This is a genomic window from Clostridium formicaceticum (genome assembly GCF_001854185.1).
Classification (GTDB): domain Bacteria; phylum Bacillota; class Clostridia; order Peptostreptococcales; family Natronincolaceae; genus Andreesenella; species Andreesenella formicacetica.
Map to the genome: position 1 here is coordinate 2,034,884 of NZ_CP017603.1, position 26,884 is coordinate 2,061,767.

23 protein-coding genes are annotated in these 26,884 nt (G+C 34.1%); 20 read left to right on the forward strand and 3 right to left on the reverse strand.

Annotated elements, in window-relative coordinates; all coding sequences use genetic code 11:
- Positions 1-38: 38 nt before the first annotated feature.
- The 3 genes from BJL90_RS09190 to BJL90_RS09200 all read right to left on the reverse strand — a co-directional run bounded on the left by BJL90_RS09190 (position 39) and on the right by BJL90_RS09200 (position 3,533).
- Complete coding sequence (locus BJL90_RS09190) at positions 39-1,298, reverse strand: ammonium transporter (protein WP_070966914.1); 1,260 nt, start codon at positions 1,296-1,298, stop codon at positions 39-41.
- Positions 1,299-1,362: 64 nt separating this feature from the next.
- Positions 1,363-1,710, reverse strand: a complete 348-nt coding sequence (locus tag BJL90_RS09195; RefSeq protein ID WP_070966918.1) for a P-II family nitrogen regulator — start codon at positions 1,708-1,710, stop codon at positions 1,363-1,365.
- A 191-nt stretch (positions 1,711-1,901) separates the two neighbouring features.
- Positions 1,902-3,533: an MBL fold metallo-hydrolase RNA specificity domain-containing protein gene (locus tag BJL90_RS09200; protein WP_070966921.1), complete on the reverse strand. Its 1,632-nt coding sequence runs from the start codon at positions 3,531-3,533 to the stop codon at positions 1,902-1,904.
- 375 nt (positions 3,534-3,908) lie between these two features.
- Here BJL90_RS09200 and BJL90_RS09205 point away from each other — a divergent pair, with 375 nt between their 5' ends.
- The 20 genes from BJL90_RS09205 to BJL90_RS09300 all read left to right on the forward strand — a co-directional run bounded on the left by BJL90_RS09205 (position 3,909) and on the right by BJL90_RS09300 (position 26,733).
- Complete coding sequence (locus BJL90_RS09205) at positions 3,909-4,637, forward strand: MgtC/SapB family protein (protein WP_070966923.1); 729 nt, start codon at positions 3,909-3,911, stop codon at positions 4,635-4,637.
- A gap of 32 nt (positions 4,638-4,669) precedes the next feature.
- Positions 4,670-5,740: an HD-GYP domain-containing protein gene (locus BJL90_RS09210; RefSeq protein ID WP_070966926.1), complete on the forward strand. Its 1,071-nt coding sequence runs from the start codon at positions 4,670-4,672 to the stop codon at positions 5,738-5,740.
- A gap of 182 nt (positions 5,741-5,922) precedes the next feature.
- The gene (locus BJL90_RS09215) at positions 5,923-7,143 is read left to right on the forward strand and encodes a SpoIIE family protein phosphatase (RefSeq protein WP_070966929.1); all 1,221 of its coding nucleotides are present in this window, start codon (positions 5,923-5,925) and stop codon (positions 7,141-7,143) included.
- A gap of 25 nt (positions 7,144-7,168) precedes the next feature.
- Positions 7,169-7,432 carry an HPr family phosphocarrier protein gene (locus BJL90_RS09220; RefSeq protein ID WP_070966932.1) on the forward strand — a complete coding sequence of 88 codons (264 nt, stop codon included), beginning with the start codon at positions 7,169-7,171 and terminating at the stop codon, positions 7,430-7,432.
- A 64-nt stretch (positions 7,433-7,496) separates the two neighbouring features.
- The gene (locus BJL90_RS09225; protein WP_070966934.1) at positions 7,497-8,264 is read left to right on the forward strand and encodes an IclR family transcriptional regulator; all 768 of its coding nucleotides are present in this window, start codon (positions 7,497-7,499) and stop codon (positions 8,262-8,264) included.
- Between the two features lie 210 nt (positions 8,265-8,474).
- Entirely contained in the window at positions 8,475-9,122 is a 648-nt protein-coding gene (locus BJL90_RS09230; protein ID WP_070966937.1) for a bifunctional 2-keto-4-hydroxyglutarate aldolase/2-keto-3-deoxy-6-phosphogluconate aldolase, read from the forward strand.
- 11 nt (positions 9,123-9,133) lie between these two features.
- Complete coding sequence (locus BJL90_RS09235; protein ID WP_335617832.1) at positions 9,134-10,156, forward strand: sugar kinase; 1,023 nt, start codon at positions 9,134-9,136, stop codon at positions 10,154-10,156.
- Positions 10,131-11,105 carry a sugar kinase gene (locus BJL90_RS09240; protein WP_335617851.1) on the forward strand — a complete coding sequence of 325 codons (975 nt, stop codon included), beginning with the start codon at positions 10,131-10,133 and terminating at the stop codon, positions 11,103-11,105. Before BJL90_RS09235 ends, BJL90_RS09240 begins: the two co-directional genes overlap by 26 nt.
- A gap of 154 nt (positions 11,106-11,259) precedes the next feature.
- Positions 11,260-11,643, forward strand: coding sequence for a VOC family protein (locus tag BJL90_RS09245; RefSeq protein WP_070966946.1), 384 nt, complete (start codon positions 11,260-11,262; stop codon positions 11,641-11,643).
- Between the two features lie 341 nt (positions 11,644-11,984).
- On the forward strand, positions 11,985-13,436 hold the full coding sequence (locus BJL90_RS09250; RefSeq protein WP_070966950.1) for a tagaturonate reductase: 1,452 nt from the start codon (positions 11,985-11,987) through the stop codon (positions 13,434-13,436).
- Position 13,437: 1 nt separating this feature from the next.
- A complete protein-coding gene (locus BJL90_RS09255) occupies positions 13,438-14,925 on the forward strand; it encodes a UxaA family hydrolase (RefSeq protein ID WP_070966953.1) in 1,488 nt (495 codons plus the stop codon).
- Between the two features lie 133 nt (positions 14,926-15,058).
- Complete coding sequence (gene uxaC, locus BJL90_RS09260) at positions 15,059-16,471, forward strand: glucuronate isomerase (protein WP_070966956.1); 1,413 nt, start codon at positions 15,059-15,061, stop codon at positions 16,469-16,471.
- A 250-nt stretch (positions 16,472-16,721) separates the two neighbouring features.
- Positions 16,722-18,122, forward strand: a complete 1,401-nt coding sequence (locus BJL90_RS09265) for a sensor histidine kinase (RefSeq protein ID WP_169824206.1) — start codon at positions 16,722-16,724, stop codon at positions 18,120-18,122.
- On the forward strand, positions 18,100-19,659 hold the full coding sequence (locus BJL90_RS09270) for a response regulator (protein ID WP_070966960.1): 1,560 nt from the start codon (positions 18,100-18,102) through the stop codon (positions 19,657-19,659). Before BJL90_RS09265 ends, BJL90_RS09270 begins: the two co-directional genes overlap by 23 nt.
- 182 nt (positions 19,660-19,841) lie before the next feature.
- Positions 19,842-20,882 (forward strand): TRAP transporter substrate-binding protein, encoded by a 1,041-nt coding sequence (locus tag BJL90_RS09275; protein ID WP_070966963.1) that lies wholly within the window; start codon positions 19,842-19,844, stop codon positions 20,880-20,882.
- Positions 20,883-20,959: 77 nt separating this feature from the next.
- Entirely contained in the window at positions 20,960-21,466 is a 507-nt protein-coding gene (locus BJL90_RS09280) for a TRAP transporter small permease (RefSeq protein ID WP_070966964.1), read from the forward strand.
- Complete coding sequence (locus BJL90_RS09285) at positions 21,463-22,758, forward strand: TRAP transporter large permease (protein WP_070966967.1); 1,296 nt, start codon at positions 21,463-21,465, stop codon at positions 22,756-22,758. Before BJL90_RS09280 ends, BJL90_RS09285 begins: the two co-directional genes overlap by 4 nt.
- Positions 22,759-23,037: 279 nt before the next feature.
- Positions 23,038-24,045 carry a LacI family DNA-binding transcriptional regulator gene (locus BJL90_RS09290; RefSeq protein ID WP_070966971.1) on the forward strand — a complete coding sequence of 336 codons (1,008 nt, stop codon included), beginning with the start codon at positions 23,038-23,040 and terminating at the stop codon, positions 24,043-24,045.
- Positions 24,046-24,478: 433 nt separating this feature from the next.
- The gene (locus tag BJL90_RS09295; protein WP_070966974.1) at positions 24,479-25,600 is read left to right on the forward strand and encodes an ABC transporter ATP-binding protein; all 1,122 of its coding nucleotides are present in this window, start codon (positions 24,479-24,481) and stop codon (positions 25,598-25,600) included.
- Positions 25,601-25,626: 26 nt separating this feature from the next.
- Positions 25,627-26,733 (forward strand): glycoside hydrolase family 88/105 protein, encoded by a 1,107-nt coding sequence (locus BJL90_RS09300; RefSeq protein WP_070966977.1) that lies wholly within the window; start codon positions 25,627-25,629, stop codon positions 26,731-26,733.
- The last annotated feature ends 151 nt before the right edge of the window (positions 26,734-26,884 follow it).

The window sequence follows — 26,884 nt, forward strand, 5'->3', positions numbered from 1 at the left end:
GAGAATCTCTTTTGCAGAGATTCTCTTTTTTATAATAATTAGATATTAGACATATTAGGAATAGACTTTGGTTGAAAATCAGCGTAACTTTCGATACCGTGTTCTTCGATATCTAGGCCTTTTAATTCTTCCTCTGCTGGTACACGAAGTCCAATTGTCTTTTGTATTACCTTAAATAGAAGGAATGTAGTTGAACAAGTCCATAGAGCTACTGCTGCTACGCCAGTCAATTGGGTTAATAATAGGCTTATACCGCCTCCGTAAAATAAACCACCTTCTACAGCAAATAATCCTACAGCAATGGTTCCAATAGAACCACAAACGCCATGAACACCCACAGCTCCAACAGGGTCATCAATTTTTAATACTTTATCTACAAATTCAACCCCATAGACAATCGCTACACCAGCAATGATACCAATGGCAACAGCACCCATAGGGCTAACAACATCAGTACCGGCAGTGATTCCCACTAGACCTGCTAAAGACCCATTGAGCGTCATACTAACATCAGGTTTTCCATAACGAACCCAAGTGATTAGCATAGCTACAATTGTAGATGTCGCTGCAGCTAAATTGGTAGTAATAAAAATATGAGATATACCGTTGTAGTCCATGCCAGATAAACTAGAACCAGGATTGAAACCAAACCATCCTAACCATAGAATAAAGACACCTAAAGCTCCTAAAGTTAAACTATGACCGGGAATAGCTTGTGGTTGACCTTTACTATTATATTTGCCAATTCGAGGGCCAATTACCCAAGCCCCTACTAAAGCTGACCAACCGCCAACAGAGTGAACAACAGTAGATCCTGCGAAATCCATAAAACCTAATTCACTTAACCAGCCACCGCCCCAAATCCAATGACCTACCACAGGATAAACAATCAAGCTTATAAAGAAACTATAAACTAAATAGGAGCTAAACTTTGTTCTTTCTGCCATTGCCCCTGATACAATGGTTGCAGCAGTAGCACAAAAAACTGTTTGGAAAATCAAAAAAGCTTCTTTGGGAATGGTTAACTCCAAATGACCTATATTCATCGTAGAAAAAAAGCTAATTTCTCCGATAAAACCACCATGACTTAAGCCAAACATAATACTAAAACCAACACACCAATAAACGAGAGAACCTATACAAAAGTCCATAAGATTTTTCATAATAATATTTCCTGCATTTTTTGCTCTCGTAAAACCTGTCTCTACCATAGCAAAACCAGCTTGCATAAAAAACACTAGAGCAGAGGCAACTAACACCCATATCGTATCTATAGCAAAAATAAATTCATTATTCATATCTAATCAACCCCTTTGTCGTGATAATTTAATTGAATATTGCGAAAAATCTAAAAATGTTGTTTTACAATGCCTGATCTGCTTCTTCGCCTGTTCGAATACGTACTACTTTGTCGACAGGTAAAACAAAAATCTTACCATCTCCAATGTCACCAGTACTACAAACCTTTTTTGCCGACTCAATGACTAAATCTGCTAGCGCTTCACCAGCAACCACTTCAACTTTTACTTTAGGTAATAAGTCCACGCTATACTCTGTACCTCTATAAAATTCTGTTTTTCCTTTCTGCAAGCCAAATCCTAATACCTGTGTTACTGTCATACCTGAAATTCCGATATTGTTTAAAGCCTGTTTTAGTTCCTCAAATTTGCTTTGACGTGTAATGATCTCGATTTTTACAATTTTACTCATTCACTTCACCTCCCTATGAATTGTAGCAATAAAAAAAGCGCCCGCTACAAAAGAAATAGATTTTTATTGCCTTTGTAGAGGACGCCCTTGCCCCTAAAAAATATTAATTTGTTTATAATAATACATTATACAATATATTTTGAAAATAGCAATACTTTTTTCAAAAAAATTTTCAAAATTTTTAAAAAATATTAATTTCCTAGCATGATGCTGATATCTAAAAGCTCTCTTTGCAACTCCAGTAGTTTGTTTTTTAGCTGATCATAATCCTTTTTTAGCACATCATCATCAATAAAACGATTTGTTTTTGCCACAAGACTTTCAAATTGATCATAGACCAGTTGAAGTTCTTTCTTAATATTTTCTCTTCTTTGAATAGGTTCTAATATTTCTCCTGAATAGGTTTTTAATACATCATCTTCTATTTGGAAGCTATAACCCACATTGGGAATGGTGGTGGGAATAGCATACTTATTTTTGATTTTTTGGGAAAGGGCTGCTGAAGCCTCTTCCTCACCATGTATAAGGAAAATCCTTTTAGGTTTCTTTTTAAAAGCGCCAAGCCAGTTTAATAAATCGGCCTGATCTCCATGACCGGAAAACCCTTCTATACTATGAATTTCTGCTAAAACAGCGATTTCTTCTCCCAGTAGTTTTACTTTTTTCACGCCATCCTTTAGAATTCTTCCAAGTGTACCACTAGCTTGATAACCAACAAAAACAACACTATTTTTTTTCTTCCATAGATGATGTTTTAAATGATGGCGGACCCTACCAGCAGTACACATGCCACTGGCGGAAATAATCACTTTAGGATAATTGGCATCATTTAGTCGCATAGATTCATTGTGATCCCGCACAAAGTAAAGGTTATCAAAGTCTAAGGGATTATCACCACTTAATATTAATTTTTTTGCTTCCTCATCGAAACAATAGGCATTTTTTTTGAAAATTTCTGTAGCAGAAGTAGCCATGGGGCTATCAATATAAATAGGTACCCTGAGGAAGGTCTCTAAATCATTGGTATATTCATAGTATTTATTTAATTCATAGATAAGCTCCTGTGTTCTACCTACAGCAAAAGAAGGAATAATTACAGTGCCCCCCCGTAATACTGTAGTGTTAATGATATCCATAAGTTTTTCCATGCGCTTGTCGATATTCTCATGGAGACGATTACCATAGGTAGATTCTAAAATAAGATAATCCGCACTTTCGATGAAGTCAGGGTCACGAATCAAAGGTTTATTTTTCATACCAATATCTCCTGAATAAACAATTTTTACAGTATCATGCTTTTCAGTGATCCACAGTTCTATAATAGAGGAGCCTAAAATGTGACCAGCATCTTGAAATCGTACGGTAATACTGTCATTTAGCGTAATTTTTTGATGATAGAGTGCTGCTTCGAAATAACGAAGACTATTAGAGGCATCTTCTGCTGTATATAATGCTTCGACAGGAGGTTTTCCGGCTCGTTTTGCTTTTCTATTTTCCCATTCTACATCAGATTCTTGAATATGACCACTGTCTACCAGCATAATTTCTGCTAGGTCTTTTGTAGCTTTTGTACAAACAATTTTTCCACGGAAACCTTCTTTCACTAATTTGGGAATCCTGCCACTATGATCAATGTGAGCATGACTTAACAAAAGATAATCAATTTCAGCTGGATTAAATTGAAAGTTTTCATAATTTAATGCCTCCAAATCTTTTGTACCTTGAAATAAGCCACAATCCAACAAAATTTTATATTTTCCTGTAGAAATTAAAATATTGGAGCCTGTAACTACTTTAGCAGCACCTAAGAACTGTATTTCCATAAAAATCCTCCCCCAGTCAATTTTTTTAGTTTTAAAGTATATACCCAATTTTATAATATATTCTCAAATATTCTTGCGTAATGAAATGTATCCTCCAAGTAAATTCAGCTACAATTTAGTGAGGGTAAAAATTCCCTCTAGATAAACAAACTAAGCGACTGCCACAAAAGTTAAAATGCAAGCTTTTAGCCATCTACTTATGAATTAAGTCTCATTTTATTGATGAAATATGTGATAATATTTATTGAGGGTACTCATTTCTTGTTATTATGCTATAATTAGAGAAAAATATAGTAATATATCAAATAAGAAAAATATAAGATAGTTAAGTGAAGAAAAATATTTACTATAAAATGAAATAATGGTGGTGAATAAATGATTTCAAATATGGATTTAATTTTTAGGCTGCTTTTAGCTACGGTTTTAGGAGGATTTATAGGTTTTGAGAGAGAAGTAAACAATAGACCAGCAGGTTTCCGAACCCATATCCTTGTAACAGTAGGATCTTGTCTAATCATGGTACTATCTATTTATGCCTTTATGGGATTTGGACCTGAAGGCAGAGGTGGAGAACCAGCTAGATTAGCAGCGCAAGTAGTAAGTGGCATAGGATTTCTAGGTGCTGGAACAATTATGCGAGAGGGTACAAACGTAAGGGGACTTACTACCGCCGCCAGCATCTGGATCAGTGGAGGCATTGGATTAGCTGTGGGGACAGGGTTTTACTTAGGAGCCGTCGTAACAACTGCCATAGCTTTGTTCTCTTTAAGTAGTTTGAGAATTTTAGAAAGACGAATAGCTCAGATGAAACGATACTCGGAGGTGAAGATCAAAGGAATTGGGCGCCCAGGGTTTATAGGAGAAATTGGTACAGTTTTTGGGAGATTTCACATTAGTATAAAAAACATTGTGATAGAAAATGAATTTGTTCAAGAGGATCAGGACTATCAGGATTATGAATACAACATTCAACTTACTTTTTTTATCAAAATACCTGCAAAGTTAAATCGTATGGAGTTGTATTGTCACTTAAAACAAGTTCAGGGCATAGAAAGTGTTGTATGGGATAATATTCAGGTGATTTTTAATAATAAAATTCTATGAGATTATTTCACAAAAGAGGGGGATTGCCTGGAATGGAGAAGATATATTTATCGGAAATTGAGAATGGAACGCCTATAGCGTATGATTTGTGTAATGACAAAGGAACTGTTCTTGTAAAAAAGGGGACACAGATAACAGAAGCATTAAAAAAAAAGCTTCAAAAAAATAATATCATTTTTTTAATGAAAGATACTTCTCCTTTTGATAATTTAGAGAATAGTATGGAGCATTTAGATGAAACTGTTATAAACCAGATACAAGAAACGAAGAAAGTATATAAGCAGACCTTTGCTCAGTTAAGTAGAGAGTTTGAAACTTTTAAAAGCAGCGATAGACTAGATAAAAAAATGGTTGCAGATATTGCTAAAAACTTAGTGGTGAGTATATCAAATAATCAACAGGTTTATATGAGTATTCAAGGTATTAGGAATAAGGATGTTTATACCTATCTACACTCTATAGATGTATCTATTTTTATGATATTATTCGGAAAAAGTTTGCAGCTAGAAGCTTCAGAAATGGTAGATGCCGCCATAGCTGGAATGTTGCACGATATAGGAAAAATGAAAATTCCAGATCGTATTTTATTAAAACCAAAAAAATTATTACCTGAAGAAATGGAAATCATGAAGAAACATACGATTTATGGCTATGACATTCTAAAAAACCATCTAGGTTATAGTGAAATCATTGCTAGAGTAGCGAAGGAGCATCATGAAAGAATGGATAAAGGGGGATATCCTAATGCAGTGGGATGGGAGAAGTTGCATTTGTTTTCAAAAATGGTGGCAATATGTGATATCTATGATGCAATAACAGCACAAAGAATTTATAAAAAACCAATGTTACCTCATAAAGCTATTGAATATTTAATGACAGTTGCAGGAATACATTTGGAGCGGGAATTGGTCAGGAAATTTATCTATAACATAGCCGTTTATCCGTTGGGAACAAAAGTTTTATTAAATACAGGAGAAAAAGGGATCGTGATTAATATCAATAAAGGCTTTCCATTGCGTCCAATGGTTAAAACTACCGATACCAATAAAATTAGGAATTTACTAATAGAGTTAACCGTATTTATTAAAGAAGTATTAGAGTAAACCGATTTCAACAAAGGAAAATATAAGGGCATCAACGGCTACCCCATCTGATTGAAAAGCCCACCTAACTCATGCTAGAGGTGGAGTTTTATACCCTAAAATTATGACAAAAACTTCACAGCTTAAGAGATAAAAGTTAAACGATAATAAAATATATAAAGCATAATAAGGTTGGGATATAAATGAGTCTTGGAAAAGCATTGATAATACATACAAAGAAAGATAATCGTTGTGATATAAAAAAAATACTAAGAAGACATGGACATGAAGTGATAGAAGAAGAAATAAGTTCTAATACCATCCTACAGGTGTTAAATCTTATGCCACATATCATACTTATTGATATGGATGGCGAGGAAAGTGTATATTTAGAGCTGTGTCAAAGGTTAAAAAAAGAAGAAAGAAGCTGTCACATTCCTCTTATTGCTGTTTGGGGAGAAGAGGATTCAAGCAAAAAATTTCAATGGATTGAATTTGGTATTGATGATTATATACAAAAACCTTTTGATGAAAGAGAACTTATGTTAAGGGTAAAAAATAGCTTAAAGTTAGCAAAACTACAACAAAATTACAGCAAGACGAAAAAGGCATTAAAAGAAAGTTTAATCACCATAAACAAGCAAAAAATTGAGTTGGAAAACAATCTAAATATGGCCTCAAAAATTCAGGAAGCCCTTATTCCAAAGTCTCTTGGCAACATCCCGAACTGTTCTTTTTTCTGGCAGTTTCAGCCTTCCGGCAAGGTAGGAGGAGATATATTTGATGTCTTTATGTTGGATGAAGATCATATGGGATTATATGCTATAGATGTAATGGGGCATGGTGTAGCTTCCTCTATGTTGGCGGTAGCTTTATCAGAATTTCTTATTTTAGATGTAGATAGGGGATCGCCTTTAAAGAAAAAAATTAGCCGATCTCCTTACTATGAAATTATTTCACCCCTGGAGGTTATAAACTATTTGAACAAAAGATTCCCTTTTACCAAATACAACCATTACTTTACAATTTTCTACATGGTTTTAAATGTAAAAACCGGGGTATTAAAATATGTTAGGGCAGCCCATCCCTCTCCTATTTTAATTAGGGATAATGGTGATATCATGGAATTAGATGGATATGGGACACCAGTAGGATTTGAGTTTACAGAGGGTTATGAAGAAAAAACTGTTTACCTAGAGTCAGGAGATCATTTAATTATCTATACAGATGGATTATTGGAACTGAAAACAGAAACTGGAACTGCATTAGAATATGATGGCCTGGTGGAATATTTAGAAAAAGAGATACAATCTAGTTACCACAATCATTACTTAACCTATAACTTAAATAAATTAGCAAAAACGCAAGAAAAATTAAAGGACGATTTATCTGTGTTAGAGATGAAATGGGTAAAATTTCTATAAATATTTGAAGGGAAGGTAAGGAAGAATGTTAGAAAAAAAGATAACAATAAAAAATGAAACAGGATTAAGTCCTCGTGCTGCTAGTTTTCTAGTAAGAGAAGCTACAAAGTTTAAGGCTGAAAGCTATATTATAAAAAACGGTAATGAATATAACTGCAAGAGTATTATGAATATCATGAGTATGTTGGTACGACAGGATGAGGAAATCCTGCTAAAAGTAGAAGGTTCTGATGAAGAAAAAGCATTTGATGCTTTAGTTGATTTAATAGAAAACTTGAAAGAACAGTAAGACTGTCTACGATACCAATGAAATATTCGTTCAACATGAGAAAGTAGGAAAGGGAAGTGTAGAAATGAAGGAAACAGTACAATCCGTAGATAGGGCGCTATCTATTTTAGAAGTATTATCGGATTATGAAGAAGGCGTAGGAATTACAGAAATCAGTTCAAAAATAGACCTCCATAAAAGTACTGTCCATAGACTTTTAGTAACTTTGATTTGTAAAGGATATGTAGAGCAAAATCCAAGTACAAATAAATATAAATTAACACTGAAGCTTTTGGAATTAGGCAATAAACTAATAGATAAAATGGATATTTTGTCTGTAGCAAAACCTTATTTGCAGCAGTTAACGGAGATTACCAACGAAGTTGTACATTTAGTTGTAAGGGAAGGTATAGAAATCGTCTATATAGATAAAGTAGAATCAGATAATAAGATAAGGATGCACTCTCGTATAGGAAGCAGAAGTCCCATGTACTGCACATCTGTAGGAAAAGCAATGATGGCCTATCTACCGGAGGAAGAAGTGGAAAAAATTTGGGAGGCTAGTGAAATTAAAAAGTTTACACAATATACGATTACAGAGCTGCAGGAAATGAAGGAAACTTTGAAGAAGGTGCGAGAAGTAGGCTATGCTTTAGATGAAGAAGAAAATGAACTGGGTATTCGGTGCATTGGTAGTCCTATTTTTAATCATAATGGAGAAGTATGTGGTGCTATAAGTGTATCAGGGCCTACGATGCGGGTAACAAAGGAAACGATAGAAAACTTTAAAAATTATATATTGGAATATAGCAGTAAAATTTCTAAAGAACTGGGTTACAAAGTATCAATGTAGCCCAGTTTCTTTTAATCATGAAAAAAGATACTGCTTTAGTAAAATTTTAGGATTTCTATATAAAAAAAAGGAAGAATGAAATAAAAGAAGATAATCCATAATAAATAAGAGAAATGGCAGTTCATGTGTTTTGATAGCATAAGATGAATTTCGTATAATGAAACTATAGTTTGCATTATGAAACATGATAAAGCGTAAGGAGGGTAATAGATGATACCTAAAATAGAAACATTAAACAGGATTACAGAGGCAGGTATTGTTGCTGTTGTTAGAGCAGAAACCGGTGAAATAGCAGAGAAAATTGCTAAGGCTTGTATAGAAGGAGGTATTCCTGCTATAGAAGTTACTTTCACTGTGCCATCAGCAGAAAAGGTAATAGCAGCCTTGAAGGAAAAGTTTACAAAAGATGAATTGATCGTAGGTGCAGGGACAGTATTAGATAGTGAGACCGCTAGAGTTGCTATCTTGGCTGGAGCGGAGTATATCGTTAGCCCGGCTTTTGATCTAGAAACAGCAAAACTTTGCAATCGCTATCAAGTACCCTATATGCCAGGTTGTATGACCATTACAGAGATTATCAAGGCTATGGAGGCAGGAGCTGATGTAATTAAGGTGTTCCCTGGAAGTGTATACGGTCCTAGCGTAATTAAAGCAATCAAAGGGCCACTACCACAGTCAGTGTTGATGCCTACTGGTGGCGTAAGTTTAGACAATGTAGCTGAATGGATCAAAAATGGTTGTGTAGCAGTAGGCGTAGGTGGAGAGTTGACAGGTGGCGCTAAAACTGGAGATTTTCAACAAATCACTGAGGTTGCTAAACAATTTGTAGAAAAAATAAAAGAAGCTAGAGGAAAATAGGAGGAATCATGATGAAAAAAGTAGTGACGCTTGGAGAAATCATGTTAAGACTATCTACCCCAGGCTATGAAAGATTTGTACAATCTGATAGTTTTGATGTAAATTATGGCGGTGGAGAAGCAAATGTTTGTGTATCTTTAGCGAATTATGGTTTAGATGCTAAATTTGTAACAAAAGTACCTAAGCATGAAATCGGACAAAGTGCTATCAATGCATTGAGAAGATATGGTGTGGATACCAGCTATATTGCAAGAGGTGGAGATCGACTGGGCATTTATTTCTTAGAAACTGGTGCTTCTCAAAGACCTTCTAAGGTAATCTATGACCGAGCACATGCTGCTATAGCTGAAGCGGATGTATCTGATTTTAATTGGAAAGAAATTTTTAATGGTGTAGATTGGTTCCACTTTACAGGTATAACACCTGCTTTAAGTGATAAGGCTGCTGCAATTACATTAGAAGCTTGCAAGGCAGCGAAAGAAATGGGCGTAACTGTTTCTGTTGACTTAAACTTTAGAAAAAAACTCTGGACACCGGCAAAAGCAAATGAAGTAATGTCTGGTTTAATGCAATATGTTGATGTATGTATTGGTAACGAAGAAGATGCAGAAATGGTATTTGGTATAAAAGCTGCCCATACAGATATTACAAAGGGCGAGATTAATCATACAGCTTATGAAGAAGTGGCAAAACAGTTAATCGAAAGATTTGGTTTTAAATATGTTGCTTCTACCTTAAGAGAGAGTTATTCTGCTTCTGATAATGGTTGGTCTGCATTATTATATGATGGCGAAAAATCTTACTTATCTAGAAAATACGATGTAAGAATTGTAGATAGAGTTGGAGGAGGAGACTCCTTTGCAAGTGGGTTAATCTATGGATTAATTACAGAAATGCCATTGCAAGAAGCATTGGAATTTGCGGTTGCTGCATCCGCATTAAAACATACAATTCCTGGAGATTTCAACCTGGTTGCTAAAGATGAAGTAGAAACATTAGCAAAAGGTGATGCATCAGGAAGGGTTCAAAGATAGTATGGAAATTGTAACCTTTGGAGAATCCATGGTTCTATTTAACCCTGATACGACTGGACCTTTAAGATATGTACATCATTTCAATAAGTCTATAGCAGGAGCAGAGTCTAATGTGGCTATTGCCCTTGCTAGACTTGGTCATGATGTAGGATGGTTTTCTAAGATAGGCGATGATGAGTTTGGAAGATATATAAAAGCCATCATTCGTGGTGAAGGTGTAGATGTTTCTAGAGTTGTTACTGATCCCCATAACAATACAGGACTGCTCTTTAAAGAGAGATTTGCTCATGTTAACCCGAATGTCTATTATTATAGAAAAAACTCAGCTGCCAGTAATATAACGGTAGAAGACTTGGACTTCGACTATATTAAATCCTCTAAAATTCTGCATGTTACAGGTATTACCTTGGCATTATCCCCAAGTGCTAGGGAAACAGTTTTTAAAGCAGTAGAATTTGCTAAGGCGAATAATGTGTTGGTGTCCTTTGATCCAAATATTCGATTAAAGTTATGGCGTATAGAAGAGGCCAGACCTACTCTACTAGAAGTGGCAAAAAAAGCAGACATCCTTTTTCCAGGACAAGATGAAGGAAAGTTACTGTTAGGGACAGAAGATCCTAAAGAAATTGCCAAAGGATTTTTAGGGATGGGCTGCAAAATTGTAGCTGTCAAACTAGGAAAAGAAGGCTGCTATATTGCAAAAAAAGAAGAAGATGAATTTGTTACAGGCTATATTGTTGAAAAACCTGAAGATACCGTAGGGGCAGGAGATGGTTTTGCTGCCGGCTTTTTATCAGGCATATTACAGAATTTTAGCTTAAGGGAATGTGGACAATTAGCCAATGCTGTGGGTGCCATGGCAACCCTGGTTAGAGGGGATATGGAAGGATTTCCAACGCTTCAGCAGGTACAGAGATTTATGGGCACCGAAGAACATATAGATAGGTAAAAAAACTAAAACAAATAAACCCAAAACAAATAAACCCTATATTTACCCTCCCCTTTTAAATATAGAGGAAGCACAACAGCTTATTTACAATACTTGTAAATAAGCTGTTGTAGTATGTATATTCATTAAAAAACAAAAAAAGGAGAAGGATACTATGTTAACATTAGAGCATGTTGGAATTTGTGCAGAGAATACAGAAGCTTTGAAGGATTGGTATATCGAGCTATTTGGTTTTAAGATCGTTTATGATAACAAAAAAGAAAGACCCACTTACTTTTTATTGATGGAAGATAAAAGTATGTTAGAGATTTATCCAGCAGACCATACTACTGAAGCAGCAAGCAATAAAAATCAAGGAATTAGACATTTATCTTTTGGAACAGATAACATAGAGAAGGAATATGAAAATCTTCTAAAGCACAATGTAGAAATTATTGAAGAGCTAAAAGTAAGCCCAAAGGGAATTAAGACAGCGTTTTTTAAAGATATTGAAGGAAACATCATCCACTTTATTCAAAGACCTGAAAGTCTATACTAATATAGATAAATCTATTTTGCCAAAGAATCAATTTGATTACTTTGGCAAAAAATATATTATCATTGTTAACGTGTGCATAATATGTTATTATAGTATTAAGATAATATTATAAATATTTAGGAAAACATGTGCTAAGTATTACCTCAGTTTGTTTGACTAGAATTTTACTGTTTTAGCTTTTATCAATTATAGAGATATATACTTAGAAATTTCAATATACAAAAGTTTGAGTTAAAATCTTTTACTATACTTTTTAATTAAAAGTAAAACCATAGGTGGTGTATAGTAGCATTCAAATTTAAAAGTATATATCTATAAACAGCGAAGAGGAGGAAAATATTATGCAATTAAACAAAACAACTTATAAGGAGTACAAAGAATATCCAGAAAAAATACTACAATTCGGAGAGGGAAACTTTTTAAGAGCCTTTGTTGACTGGAAGATTGACAAAATGAACAAGGAAGCAAATTTTAATAGTGGTGTAGTGGTTGTTCAACCGATAGACAAAGGCTTGGTGGATATGCTCAATGCACAGGATGGGCTGTATACCCTATATTTAAATGGAATAAAAGAAGAAAAAGTGGTAAGTGAGCACACAGTAGTTAACTGTATCACTAGGGGAATCAATACCTACACGAATTATGATGAATATCTAAAAGTAGGGGAAAATCCAGACCTAAGATTTGTGATTTCCAATACTACAGAAGCAGGAATTGCTTTTGATGAAGGGGATCAGTTACAGGATACGCCACAAAAAAGTTTTCCTGGTAAATTAACGGCATTGCTTTATCATAGGTATAAAACCTTTGATGGCGATAAAAATAAAGGGCTTATTTTTATTCCATGTGAATTAATTGATAGAAACGGCGATAAGCTGAAAGAAACGATACTAAGATTGATTGAACTTTGGAAGCTGGAAGAAGGGTTTAAGCAGTGGATTGAAGAGGCAAATACCTTTTGTAACAGTTTGGTAGATAGAATTGTACCAGGTTATCCTAGAGAAAGAATACAGGAAATTTACCAAGAGTTAGGTTATGAAGATCAGTTAGTAGTAGAAGCAGAACATTTTCATCTTTGGGTTATCGAAGGACCTGCTTGGGTACAAAAAGAGTTTCCAGCAAATGAAATAGGACTAAATGTATTATTTGTTGAGGATATGACCCCCTATAGAACGAGAAAAGTAAGAATATTAAATGGTGCCCATACAAGTATGGTGCCAGTGGCGTATCTATATGGTATAGATACAGTAAAAGAGTCGGTAGAAGATGAGGTTGTTGGAAGGTTTGTAAAAGAAACAATCTTTCAAGAAATTATTCCAACCCTTGATTTACCTAAAGAAGAATTAGAGAGCTTTGCTGATGCAGTATTAGATCGTTTTAGAAATCCTTTTATTAAACATGAATTAATAAGCATAGCCCTAAATTCGATGTCAAAATTTGAAACAAGAGTACTTCTCTCCATTTTAGAATACAAAGCTAGAAAAGAAATTTTACCACAAAAGTTAATCTTCTCATTAGCAGCATTGATTGTCTTCTATAAAGGAGAGAGAGATGGGCAAGCTATTCCTTTAGCTGATGATGCAGATATTTTAAACCAATCCAGGGAACTTTGGAAGGGTTATGACGGTTCAGAAGGTTATTTGGAGCATATTGTAACCACAATTTTAGCCAATGAAAAAATTTGGAAAAAGGATTTAAATCAGGTAGAGGGTTTAACAAAATTAGTAACCAAGTATGCATTTGCAATCGAGAAGCAAGGAATGAAGGCGGCTCTACAAGAGGTGATGAAATAACATGAAACGGTTTATTAAAATCAATGTTATAGATAATGTGATGGTTGCTTTAACAGACTTAGTGAAGGGTGAGAGGATCTCTGTTGGAGATTTGGAAATTCAGTTAAAAGAAGATATAAAAAGAGGACATAAAGTTGCTATAAAAGATATACAAGAAGGAGAAAATATCTTTAAATATGGTGCGCCAATAGGGCATGCTACTAGGGCAATTGCAACTGGAGAATGGATTCATTCCCACAATGTGAAAACCAACTTATCTGGAGTTAGTGAATATGCGTTTCATCAGGCATTAAATGAAATCATAAAAGAAAATAGAGATTTAACTTTTGATGGTTATATTAGAAAAAATGGCGATGTAGGAATTCGAAACGAGCTATGGATTGTACCTACCGTTGGCTGTGTTAATGGTATCGCTGAAATGATGATTAAAAAGTTTAAAGAGGAAGTAGATGTTGAAGGTATAGATGTCATTGAAGTCTTTAAGCATAATTATGGATGTTCTCAATTAGGAGACGACCATGAGAATACTAGAACCATACTATCCAATGTTGTGAAGCATCCCAATGCTGGTGGGGTCTTAGTATTAGGGTTAGGTTGTGAGAACAATTATGTGTCTGCCTTTAAAGAAACTTTAGGAGACTATGATGAAGAAAGAGTAAAATTTCTTATTACCCAAGAAATTTCTGATGAAGTGCAAGAGGGAGTAAAACTGCTGAAGGAACTTTATGATGGTATAAAAAAGGACAGAAGAGAAGCCGTTTCTATTTCTGAATTGAAAATTGGCTTGAAATGTGGAGGATCTGATGGATTATCGGGGATTACAGCTAATCCATTGGTGGGGGTTTTCTCTGATTTTCTAATTTCTCAGGGAGGAACAACCATATTGACAGAGGTACCAGAAATGTTTGGGGCAGAAACCATACTGATGAATCGTGCAGAAAGTGAAGAGGTCTTCAATAAAACGGTGAAGCTTGTAAATGATTTTAAACAATATTTCATAGAGCATAAACAACCTATTTATGAAAATCCTTCTCCAGGCAATAAGGAGGGTGGTATTACAACGCTTGAAGAAAAGTCCCTTGGATGTACACAAAAAGGTGGTAAAGCTACTGTGGTAGATGTTCTTAAATATGGTGAAATTCTAAAGAAAAAGGGACTAAACCTGCTAAATGCCCCGGGAAATGACTTAGTGGCAGCAACAGCTTTAGCTTCATCTGGATGTCAGATGGTGTTGTTTACAACCGGTAGAGGAACCCCTTTTGGAAGCTTTGTTCCAACCATGAAGATTTCTACCAATACTGCACTCTATCAGTTAAAGCCCCATTGGATTGATTTCAATGCAGGAACATTGGTGGAGGATGAAACCATGGAGGAAGTACTGGAAAGATTTATCCAATATATTATTGAAGTAGCCAGTGGAAAATTAGTGAATAATGAGAAAAATGATTTTAGGGAAATTGCTATTTTTAAGACAGGGGTTACGCTATAGTTATACCCGATATTAAAGATTAGATTTGCAGCCCTTGGCTATGTCTTTTAGCCAAGGGTAAAACCCTAAAGGTTAGCGTTGGTTATTTATGCAAGTTATATAAAAAAATATAAGAAAAATAAGGTGATGAAAAATGAAAAAGTTTATGGATGAAAATTTTTTATTAAACAATTCAGTGGCAGAGGAATTGTATCACAATTATGCTAAAGAAATGCCTATTTATGATTACCATTGTCACTTAAGCCCAGAAGAGATTTATCATAATAAGAGCTATAAGAATATCACAGAAGTTTGGCTAGGTGGAGATCACTATAAATGGAGGGCAATGAGAAGTAATGGTATTGAAGAAAAATATATTACAGGGGATGCTGATGATTTTGAAAAGTTTATGGCTTGGGCAAAAACAGTTTCTATATGTATTGGCAACCCCCTGTACCATTGGACGCATTTAGAACTTCAAAGATATTTTGGCATTTATGATGTATTAAATGAATCTACAGCTGAAGTTATATGGAATAAATGTAATGAACTTTTAGCAAAAGAAGATTTTACTGCAAAAGAATTGATAAAAAGATCAAATGTAAAAGTGGTATGCACAACAGATGATCCAACCGATAGTTTAGAATATCATATAAAAATAAAAGAAGATAAAGACTTTCATGTGAAGGTACTTCCAACCTTTAGACCTGACAAGGCATTAAACATAGAAAAAGAAGGTTTTTTCGACTGGCTAGAAAATCTTATGACGATATCTAATATAAAAGTGGAAAGCTATACTTCTTATTTAGAGGCATTAAATAATAGGGTTGATCATTTCCACAAGGTTGGCTGTAGGGTATCTGATCACGCATTAGATAGAGTATTTTATGCCGAGACAAACCTCCAAGAAGTGGAAACTATCTTTAGAAAGGTTTTAGCAAAGGAAAGTTTAACCTTAGAAGAAATACATAAGTTTAAAACCTATACTTTACAGCACTTTGCTAAAAAATACAATGAGCATGGGTGGGCAATGCAGCTTCACATTGGAGCATTAAGAAACAATAATACAAGAATGTTCCATAGATTAGGACCAGACACAGGTTATGATTCTATCAATGATGAAACAATTGCTATCCCTCTATCAAGATTTTTAGATGGTCTTTCCAAAGAAGATGAACTTCCAAAAACAATATTATATTGTTTGAATCCTAATGATAATTATATTTTAGCAACCATGATTGGAAATTTCCAGGGGGGAGGAATCGCTGGGAAAATTCAATTTGGCTCTGGATGGTGGTTTAATGACCAAAAAGAGGGTATGCTTAGTCAAATGACTGCATTAGCAAACCTAGGATTATTAAGTAGATTTGTTGGTATGCTTACGGATTCAAGAAGTTTTCTATCTTATCCAAGACATGAGTATTTTAGAAGGATTCTATGTAACCTAATAGGACAATGGGTAGAAGAAGGAGAGTTTCCTTATGATATGGAGAACTTAGGATCAATTGTTAAAGATATTTGTTATAATAATGCAAAAAAATATTTTGATATTGTATTAGAAGATTAATTTTAAAATGCTCTTTTTAGAGGGAAAAAATAATAGGAAAAAATCTTGTCCTAAAGGGCAAGTTTTTTTCTATAAAAGTATAGAAAAAAGTGTATATATCATTATATAGCCCAATTATATTGAGAGAATGAGAGGATATTGCATGAGACAATTAAGATTGAGAAATAAAAAGTCTATTAAAACAAGAGTGATAAGTATTTTTTTGCTCATCAATTTCATCATGTTAATGTCCTTTTTGATATCCTTTTCTATGCAAAATACAATAACAAAAGAATATGATAGAACAATGAAAATCAATATACAATTAAGTCAACTAGCTATAGAAATAAATAAAAGCATGAATTCCTTCGATCAGTATATAAAAAATAGAGATTCGGAAGACCTTCAGCATCATTACACTTCAGTAGAGAAGATAGGAAATATATTGAAGACCATAGAAACTGAAGTAAGGAGAGACAAGGACAGCGGTATCTTTTTTAGAAACCTAGAAAATATGTTTGATTATCAAAAACAATTAACAGATACGATTCTTGTTGATGGAGGTTTAAATGTTTATAGTTATCGTAAGTTTAATGAACTCAGGACTTTATCAGCATACATGAATAATCATGCTCAAATGCTAATTACTTCTTATTTAGACTATACGAATCAGCATTATTCAAATACTTTGCAGAGTTATAAGGAAACAGAAAGAAGTATTGCTGTTACGATTCTATTTTTTAGTTTTATTAGCTTTGTTTTTGCCATATTTCTATCAAATAATACACTAGAAATGATTACTGCTTTGGCAGCATCTGCTGAACAATTGGCAAAGGGCAACTGGGAAGTAGAAGATATTAAAGAAAATGCGTATCAAGAATTTAGCATGATGGCTCAAGCCTTTAATCACATGAAAAATAATATAAAATATTTTGTAGAAGAACTTAGAAGGAAAAGTGAGGTAGAAATTAATTTAAACAAAGAAAAACTGATTAGCTTGGAAAAGGATAAGCTACTGAAGGAATCTCAGTTAATGACACTGCAAAATCAAATGGATCCGCACTTTTTATTTAACACGCTAAATATTATTGCTAGGATAGCTATGTTTGAAGGAGGAAATAATACAGTAAGATTAATACAAGCTACAGCAAAAATATTAAGATATAACTTAAGCAATAAAAACAAATTGGTGAAGCTAGAAGAAGAAATTAGCACGCTAAAAGCTTATATTTTTATACAAGAAACTAGATTTCAGGACCAAATAACTTTTGAACTACAGATTAAGGGAAATATAGATGATGTAGAGATACTTCCCATGACACTTCAACCGATTGTAGAAAATGCAATTATTCATGGTTTACAGGATCAAGAGGAGGGCAAGATAGAGATATTGATTCTAAGGGAAAAAAACTATGTAAAGGTGCAAATAAAGGACAATGGCAGAGGGATCTCGGAGGAGAAGCTAAAACATATTTTTAAAGAAAATAGTGAAAAAAATAAAAAAGGACACACTACCGGATTGGGTTTATCGAATGTAAAGAAAAGACTAGAACTGCACTTTGGTATGGAAAACTTAATTTTTATTGATAGTCAGGTAGATCAAGGAACTAGCATAGACATTTTTATTCCTTTAAAGGATGGTGAACCCCATGCTACAACTGATGATTATTGAAGATGAAGCAATAGAAAGAAAGGCCTTGAAATTTCTCATTGATAAATATTATAAGAATAAAATTTGTGTTTGTGGAGAAGCCAGTAATGGTAGCCAGGCAATAGAAAAAGCTGTAGCATTACATCCTGACATTATTATAGCTGACATAAGAATGCCAGGAACCAATGGTTTAGAGGCTTGCCAATTAATAAAAAAACGTTTGCCTCATACAGAAATTGTCGTTTTGACAGCTTATGATGATTTTCCCTATGCTAAAAAAGCTATTCATATAGGTGTTCATGATTATTTATTGAAGCCTGTTTCTGATGAAGAATTTTGTAATGCCATGGATAAAGTACTAGAAAAGATCAATAACTTGAAAAAAAACATAGAAAAAGAGAAAACCCTCAGAAAACAAATGAATGAATTTATGCCTTTATTGGAAAAAGAAATGATCTTGAAACTCATTTTAGGAGAAGATTTATTACAAAGCCAATTAGAAGAATATAAAAATGTTTTTAATATAAAAAGCAACACATTTGTCTGCATTACTTTTCTCAGCAGTGAAGAAGATGAAGGTGAAGAAAAAATCCTTAAAACGATAAAAAACAAACTTAAGTTTGTAAGTAGAGAGACCTTAGGAAGTATTTATTTGAAAAATATGGTTTTTTTATTATTTCACCGTGAACTTGATAGATTAATAAATAATAAAGATCTGATAGCCTCTATAAAGGAAATTCGCTATCAAGTGGAAGAAAAATTCCACACAAAGTTGTATTTTGGTATAGGGGGGATTTGCCGGGAAGCTTCACAACTATATCATTCCTATAGGGCAGCAAAGTCTGCTATGGAAAAACAAGTACAGAAATTACAACATGATAAAAATCAAGAGTTGCATAAGGATCTTCTTAATGCTGTTTATGAAAAGGAAATGATTGTTTTTGAAAAACTTCTTAATGAAGATTTAACAGGAGCTACGAGAGCTTTTGAAGATATATTAAGTTATGTATTAAGGGATAGGGAAAATCACCAGCATTTATCCATTGAGAAGTATATGCAACAATTTTGTTTGGTGATTAATCGGAATATTATTCAATTTTTCGGTAATGCACTGATTACTTCGAGAATACAAAAGATGGAGGAAGAAGTACAAACTTTAAAGGAAACAAGAGAAATAAAAGAGTACATGGAGAATCTATTTAAAGAAGTGGTTTTTGCCATAGCTCAGTACAAGAAGGATAGTAACATACGAGCTATAGAATCAGTGAAGGCGTATGTCCGTGAAAATTATAAAAATGATATTTCTTTGAACGATGTGGCAGATTATATTGCTTTGAGTCCATATTATCTAAGTAGACTTTTCAAGAAAGTGGAAGGTGAAAACTTTAAAGATTATTTAATAAAAATAAGAATGGAAAAAGCAAAGCAATTGTTAAGAGAAGAAAAAAAATCTATCAAAGAAACGGCATTGGAGGTAGGATATTATGACCCCAATTATTTCAGCAGAGCCTTTAAAAAGTACGCAGGTGTACCGGCTACAGAGTATACAAAACTATAATTTTATAAGCTCTTTCTAGGGCTTTATTTTTTTTAAAAGTGTAAGAAATAGGTAGAAAATAATGCATAGGACAATAAATGTAAGGTAAAGACAAATTAGTCCATGGAAAAACGTTTTCCATAATAGTACACTTTATATAAAGAAAAAAACGATTATATCATAAAGTTAAGGAGGAGTAAAAAATGAGAAAAAGAAAATTAGCCACAATGCTTATGTGTACAGTTCTAGTCATTGGATTGTTATCAGGATGTACATCGAATAATCAAAGTAACACAGGAAATTCAACTGACAATGCTGGAGGACAAGCAGGCAGCACAGATCAAATTGTTTTAAGATTAGCTGATACCCACAATGAGGGTTATGTAACAGTAAGAGCTGACAGAGAATTTGCTAGACTGGTAGAAGAAAAGACAAATGGTAGAGTAAAGGTTGAAGTATATCCAGGCGCACAATTAGGAGATGAAAAAGCTACTATTGAACAAGCGCAATTTGGCGCTATAGACTTTGTGCGTACAAGTATTTCACCATTAAGTGAATTTAATAAAGATTTAGGGATACTTATGCTTCCTTACCTATATAGAGATGTAGACCATATGTTTAGTGTGCTGGATGGTGAGATAGGAGAAAACTTCCTTGCGTCTTTACAGGAAAACAATCTTCTTGGTTTAACTTGGTTTGATGGAGGAGCAAGGAACTTTTATAATACAAAACAAGAAATAAAAACAGTGGATGACTTAAAAGGAATGAAAATCAGGGTACAAGAAAGTAAGTTAATGATGGACTTAGTGACTGCTCTAGGCGCAATACCTACCCCAATGCCATTTGGTGATGTATATAGTGGATTACAAACTGGTGTTATTGATGGTGCAGAAAACAACTGGCCAAGTTACTTTTCAACAAGTCACTATGAGGTTGCTAAGTATTATACAGTAGATGAGCATACAAGAGCACCTGAGGTGATTTTAATAAGCAAAATGACTTTTGATAAATTATCCTCTGAAGATCAAGAAGCTATCAAAGAAGCTGCTAAGGAAGCCTCCTTATTCCAGAGAGAAGAATGGGCTAAAGAAGAAGCAGCGGCAGAAGCAGAAGTAGTTGCTAAAGGTAGTGTTATTACAAGGTTAGAAAGTAATCAAGAATTCCAAGATGCTGTACAATCAATTTATGCAGAATTTGGTGCAGGCTACGAAGAGTTGATTCAAAGAATTATAGACACAAAATAGTATTTATAAGCAGACCTAGAGGGTGAAGAATAAGAGAAAGGTGTATTCTTCACCTTTTATAAAGGAGATGAAGAAAAATGAAGGCTATCAAAAAGATATTAAACTTATCTAGTAAAGTTTTAGAATATGTGGGAATAACTTTTTTGGTGGCGATGACTTTGATTGTATCCTATCAAGTATTTTCCCGACAGCTTTTAAACACCTCACCGCCATGGGTGGAGGAAGTTTCTCTTATTCTTATGGTATGGTTTGGGTTTATAGGAATTGCCCTAGGGGTGAAGAAGGGAATTCATCTTAGTATAGAATACTTTGTAAGTTTATTGCCACCATCACTACAAAAAAATATTATAAAAATAGATCAACTATTTGTTTGTGGTTTTGGACTTTTTTGTGCTGTTTATGGTACAAGGCTTGTAAAGGCTACAGGAGGTTCCACCTTGCCAGCTACACAGTGGCCGGCCTCCATTAGTTATATGATGGTACCGGTTTGTGGTGTGATGATGATCTGCTATTCACTGGCGCAACTATTTGGAATAGAAGAAGATACTGATGAAACAACGATGAAAGAGGAGGTAGAACTATGATAAATGCACCTGCTATAACGCTATTACTGGTATCATTTTTAGTCTTATTAATTATAAAAGTTCCTATTGCCTTCTCATTAGGATTATCAACGATGGCTACAGCTTTGTATCTAGGAATACCTCCTATGGTGATAGGACAACAGATGGTAAAAGGATTGAATTCTTTTTCTCTAATAGCGATCCCCTTCTTTATTATTGCTGGAGAAATTATGGGTGAAGGTGGGATATCAGAGCGGTTAATTAAGTTTTCAAATGTTATTATTGGGAGGCTGCGGGGAGGATTGGCCATGGTAAATGTTTTGGCCAGCATGTTTTTTGGTGGGATATCTGGATCTTCTGTTGCAGATACCTCTTCTATTGGTGCCATCCTGATTCCTATGATGGAGAAACAAGGATATGACAAAGATTATTCTGTAAATGTAACGATTACCTCCTCTACGCAAGGGGTTATTATTCCCCCTAGCCATAATGTTATTATTTATTCATTAGCGGCAGGAGGTCTTTCAGTAGGCAGGCTGTTCTTAGGAGGTTTTCTTCCTGGGGTATTATTAGGAATAGCATTGATGGTGCTAAGTTATATTATCGCCGTTAAAAGAAACTACCCAAAGGGAGAAAAGTTTTCCTTCAAAGAAGGTTTAAAGATTACGTTGGAAAGTATCCTCGGACTATTAACAGCTGTTATTGTTATTGGTGGGGTTACAACAGGTATATTCACAGCTACTGAGTCAGCAGCGATAGCAGCGGTATACGCCTTTATTATAACCTTTTTTGTTTATAAAGATATTCCTATAAAAAGAATGGTAAAAATTTTAAACAATTCTTTAAAAACATTGGCGATGGTTTTAGCAGTTATTGCCACCTCCAGTGCCTTTGGCTACATGATGGCTTACCTAAGAATCCCATCATTGGTAACAGAAACATTAATATCTATTTCTGATAATAAATACGTTATTCTTTTAATTGTAAATATGATTTTATTAGCATTAGGTATGATTATGGATATGGCGCCGCTGATTCTAATTACTACACCAATTTTGCTGCCTGTAGTAACAAGCGTAGGTATGGATCCTGTACAATTTGGTATTGTAATGATGCTAAACCTGGGTATCGGGCTAATAACACCACCAGTAGGCTCTACGTTGTTTGTAGGTTGTTCCATTGCAGGTTGTAAGATTGAAGATGTGCTTAAATCCTTGATGCCTTTTTATGCCGTTATGTTTATTATGCTGTTACTTTTAACCTTTGTGCCACAATTAACTTTATTTATACCAAATCTTATCATGGGACAATAATAACTGAATAGTTTGAAGAAGAGGATTCTTTAAATGAAATACTCCCTTTATGGTAGACAAACAATATAAACTGTTACCATGAAGGGAGTATTTCTTATGATCTTAAAAGAGATAGCACTTTTCATATCTTAAAAAACAAACTATAATAAAATAAAAAAACTTGTAACAATGAAAACTTGCGAAAAAAATTTAAATTGACTTAAAAAATTTTACAAAATTGTTATAAAGTATTGTTAACGTGTGCGTGATATGGTATTATAAATGTATTGAGGTGATGAAATGGGTGTCACAATAAAAGATATAGCAAAACTTGCTAATGTGTCTCACACAACTGTGTCGAGAGCCTTGAATAATAGTACATTAATTAATTCAGAAACAAAAGAAAAAATTAAAAAATTAGCTATGGAGTTAAACTATATCCCAAACTATAGCGCTAAAAGTTTGGTATTGCACAAGTCGTATCATATTGGTTTGTTTTTCTCCACAATAGATAAAGATCGAGGAACTTCTTCTAGCTTTTTCTATGAGGTGGTAAGAGGTGTAAATAGTATTATAAAAGATCAGTACAATTTAGTTGTTAAAGGCATAAGTGATTATAAAAGTTTGAGTTTGATTGATACAAATAATTTTGATGGTATTATATTAATGAGTCAAAGTGCTGAAGATGGTGCTTTTATTTACCATGTATTGGATAAGAAAATTCCGCTTGTTGTATTAAACAGGGAAATAGAGCATAGGGGACTGATTAACATTTTGTCTGATGACAAAAAAGGTGCCTATAATGCAACAAAGTATTTGGTAAAGTGTGGACATGAAAAAATTGCAATTATTGAAGGAAAAGCAGGGTTTAAATCTGCTCAAGAAAGAAAAGAAGGATTTTTGGATGCTTTAATTGATCATAACGTTCCTGTAAATAAAAATTATATGATCAAGGGGAATTACGACTTTGAAAGTGGTTATGAAGGTATGAAGCAATTATTAGAAAATGAAAACAAGCCCACCGCTGTATTTTGTTCTAATGATGATATGGCCATAGGTGCAATGAAGGCTATATTTGAAAACAAGATGAAAATACCAGAGGATATTTCCATTGTTGGATTTGATAATAACACTTTTACACCATTTTTAACGCCAGCTTTAACAACTGTAAAAAGGCCTATCATGGAAATTAGTCAAGATGGTGCTAAAAAACTTATAAGTTTAATTGAAAAAGAGGAAGTTGAAAAAGAAAGAGTCTACGTTAATACTGAATTAATTATTAGAGATTCTGTAAAAAACTTAAAGTAGGTTTATTCTTCAGTGTATTGTTAAAACTTCCACTGCTAATTGAAATTTTTTTAAAAAACGACGCACACGTTAACACATAGCTTTATGGAAAGTCAATATTACTTTAACTAGGGATGCATTAAAAAAACAGCTTTTCCATAGGAATTCTTAGGAAGTAGGCAAAACAAAAGGTTGACATAATGTAAAAACCTACTACAATCTAACCTATGAAAACGTTGCATATCGATAGATCATTTGTTATGATTGAAAATTTTTAAATAAACTTATGAATTATTTATCCTTCGGTGTATTGCTAAGATTCCCGCTTCTAGGTGAAGAAACTAAGTGTGAGGTCAAGCACTACATCCTCGAAGTAAATTCTAAGTCTCATTTTATAAAACAGAATTTGCTACAAAAAGTTGTTGTGATCAAATGTAGAGGAAGGAGAGAGGATATGGCTGAGGTAGTATTAAAAAAGGTTGAAAAAGTATATCCTAATGGGTTTAAGGCGGTGCATGGCATTGATTTACACATCAAAGATGGAGAGTTCATGGTTTTTGTAGGTCCTTCTGGATGTGCTAAGTCTACTACCCTTAGGATGGTTGCTGGGCTTGAAGAGATTACTGGTGGGGAAATATGGATTGGAGATAAGTGTGTAAATGAACTTCCTCCGAAGGATAGAGGTATTGCTATGGTGTTTCAAAACTATGCTTTATATCCACATATGACTGTCTATGATAACATGGCTTTTGGTTTGAAACTACAAAAAACGCCAAAAGATGAGATAGACAGAAGAGTAAGAGATGCTGCTGAAAAATTAGAAATAACAGACCTCTTAGATAGAAAGCCAAAGGAAATGTCAGGTGGACAAAGACAGAGGGTTGCGGTTGGACGAGCCATTGTTAGGGATCCAGATGTATTTTTATTCGATGAGCCTTTATCCAATCTAGATGCTAAATTAAGGGTTTCTATGAGGGTGAGGATTTCTCAACTGCATCAACAGTTAAAAAAGGAAGGTAAAAACCCAACAACCATTTATGTAACCCATGACCAGGTAGAAGCTATGACAATGGGTGATAGAATATGCGTTTTAAACTATGGAAAGATTATGCAGGTAGATACACCGATTAATCTTTACGCAAAACCTGCGAATAAATTCGTAGCTGGATTTATAGGAGCTCCTGCTATGAATATTCATGAAGCGGAATTAATCATGGATAAAGATAAGATTGCTGTTAAAGTAGCAGGACTAGTTCTCCACCTGCCTGAAGCTAAAGCACAAAAAGTAAAAAGATATGTTGGGAAAAAAGTATGGTTTGGTATAAGACCAGAACATATTAAATCTAGTGAAACGAATCCAAATAAAGAAGAATATGTAACAGGAAAAATCACTGTAGTAGAACAATTGGGTAATGAAGAATTTGTTTACTTTCATGTAAGCGGAACTGAATATATTTCAAGACTAGACCCTATGAAGGTTCAAGGGGTAGCTAGAGAGAAAAAATATGATTTTTGGTTTGACTTAGATAAATGTCATCTATTTGATTTTGAAAGTGAGGAAAACATTTCCTTATAAAAAAGCTTCGAAAATGGGAGGTTGTCATGAAAATAGTAGAGTTTATTGATTTCCATATAAATCATTTTAAAAAGTATAAAGAAAAATGGAATTATGAAGATGGATGTGTTTTGAAGGGTGCTCTAGATTTATATCATAGTACAGGAGAAAAAAAATATCTAGATTTTGTTCAAAGGTATTTAACAGAGACAATCACAGAGGATGGTAAAATAGCAGTTTACGAAATGGAAGAATTTAATATCGACAATATCAATTCTGGTAAGGTGTTATTTGACTTCTACGAGATTACAAAAGAAGAGAAATATAGGAAGGCTATAGAGGTTCTTTACCAGCAATTAGAAAATCATCCAAGGACCCAAGAGGGCAGCTTCTGGCATAAAAAGATTTATCCAAATCAAGTATGGTTAGATGGTTTATATATGGCGATGCCTTTTTATGCTAAATATGAAAAGCTTTTCAACGCTTCAAAAGGTTTTGGAGATATCTATCAGCAATTTATGACTGTAGAAAGAAGAATAAAGGACGCTGAAACAGGACTTTACTACCATGGGTATGATGAGAGCAGGAAAGAAAGATGGAGTAACCCTGATACCGGTTTATCACTGCACTTTTGGGGACGCGCTATGGGATGGTTTGTGATGGCATTAGTGGACACCCTAGAAATAATTGAAGCAGATTTTTCTAATGCTGAAGAAATAAAAAAGATTTTTGTAGAAACAATAGATGCTCTTTTGAAGTACCAAGACAAGGCGTCATCTATGTGGTACCAAGTAGTTGATCAAGGCACTAGAGAAGGCAATTATTTAGAAACATCAGGAACACTTATGATTGCCTACGGTATTTTGAAGGGTGTTAGATTAGGATATCTTCCAGAAAACTACAGGACCTTTGGGCAAAAAGCATTTGATGGAACGGTAGAAAAATATCTAGATACAGAAAACCAGCAATTGAAGGGAATTTGCGGTGTAGCTGGTCTGGGAAATGTTCCTTATAGAGATGGAAGTTATGAATATTATATCAGTGAAGCAATCACGCCTAATGATTATAAGGGTTTAGGTGCTTTCTTAATGGCCTATAGCGAAACGCTGGCATACAATAAAGATAATGACAATTCTGCAGACGTTAGCAAATAGGTAGGCACTATACCTTTTAAAAGCATAAAACACCTATAATTTCAAATATAGGAAATAAATTGCTCGAAACGCACACGTTAACAAAACTAATGGTTTCTAATGTGCAATAAAGTTTGCCGTTAAATAAAGATATAACAAGGGAGGATGTAAA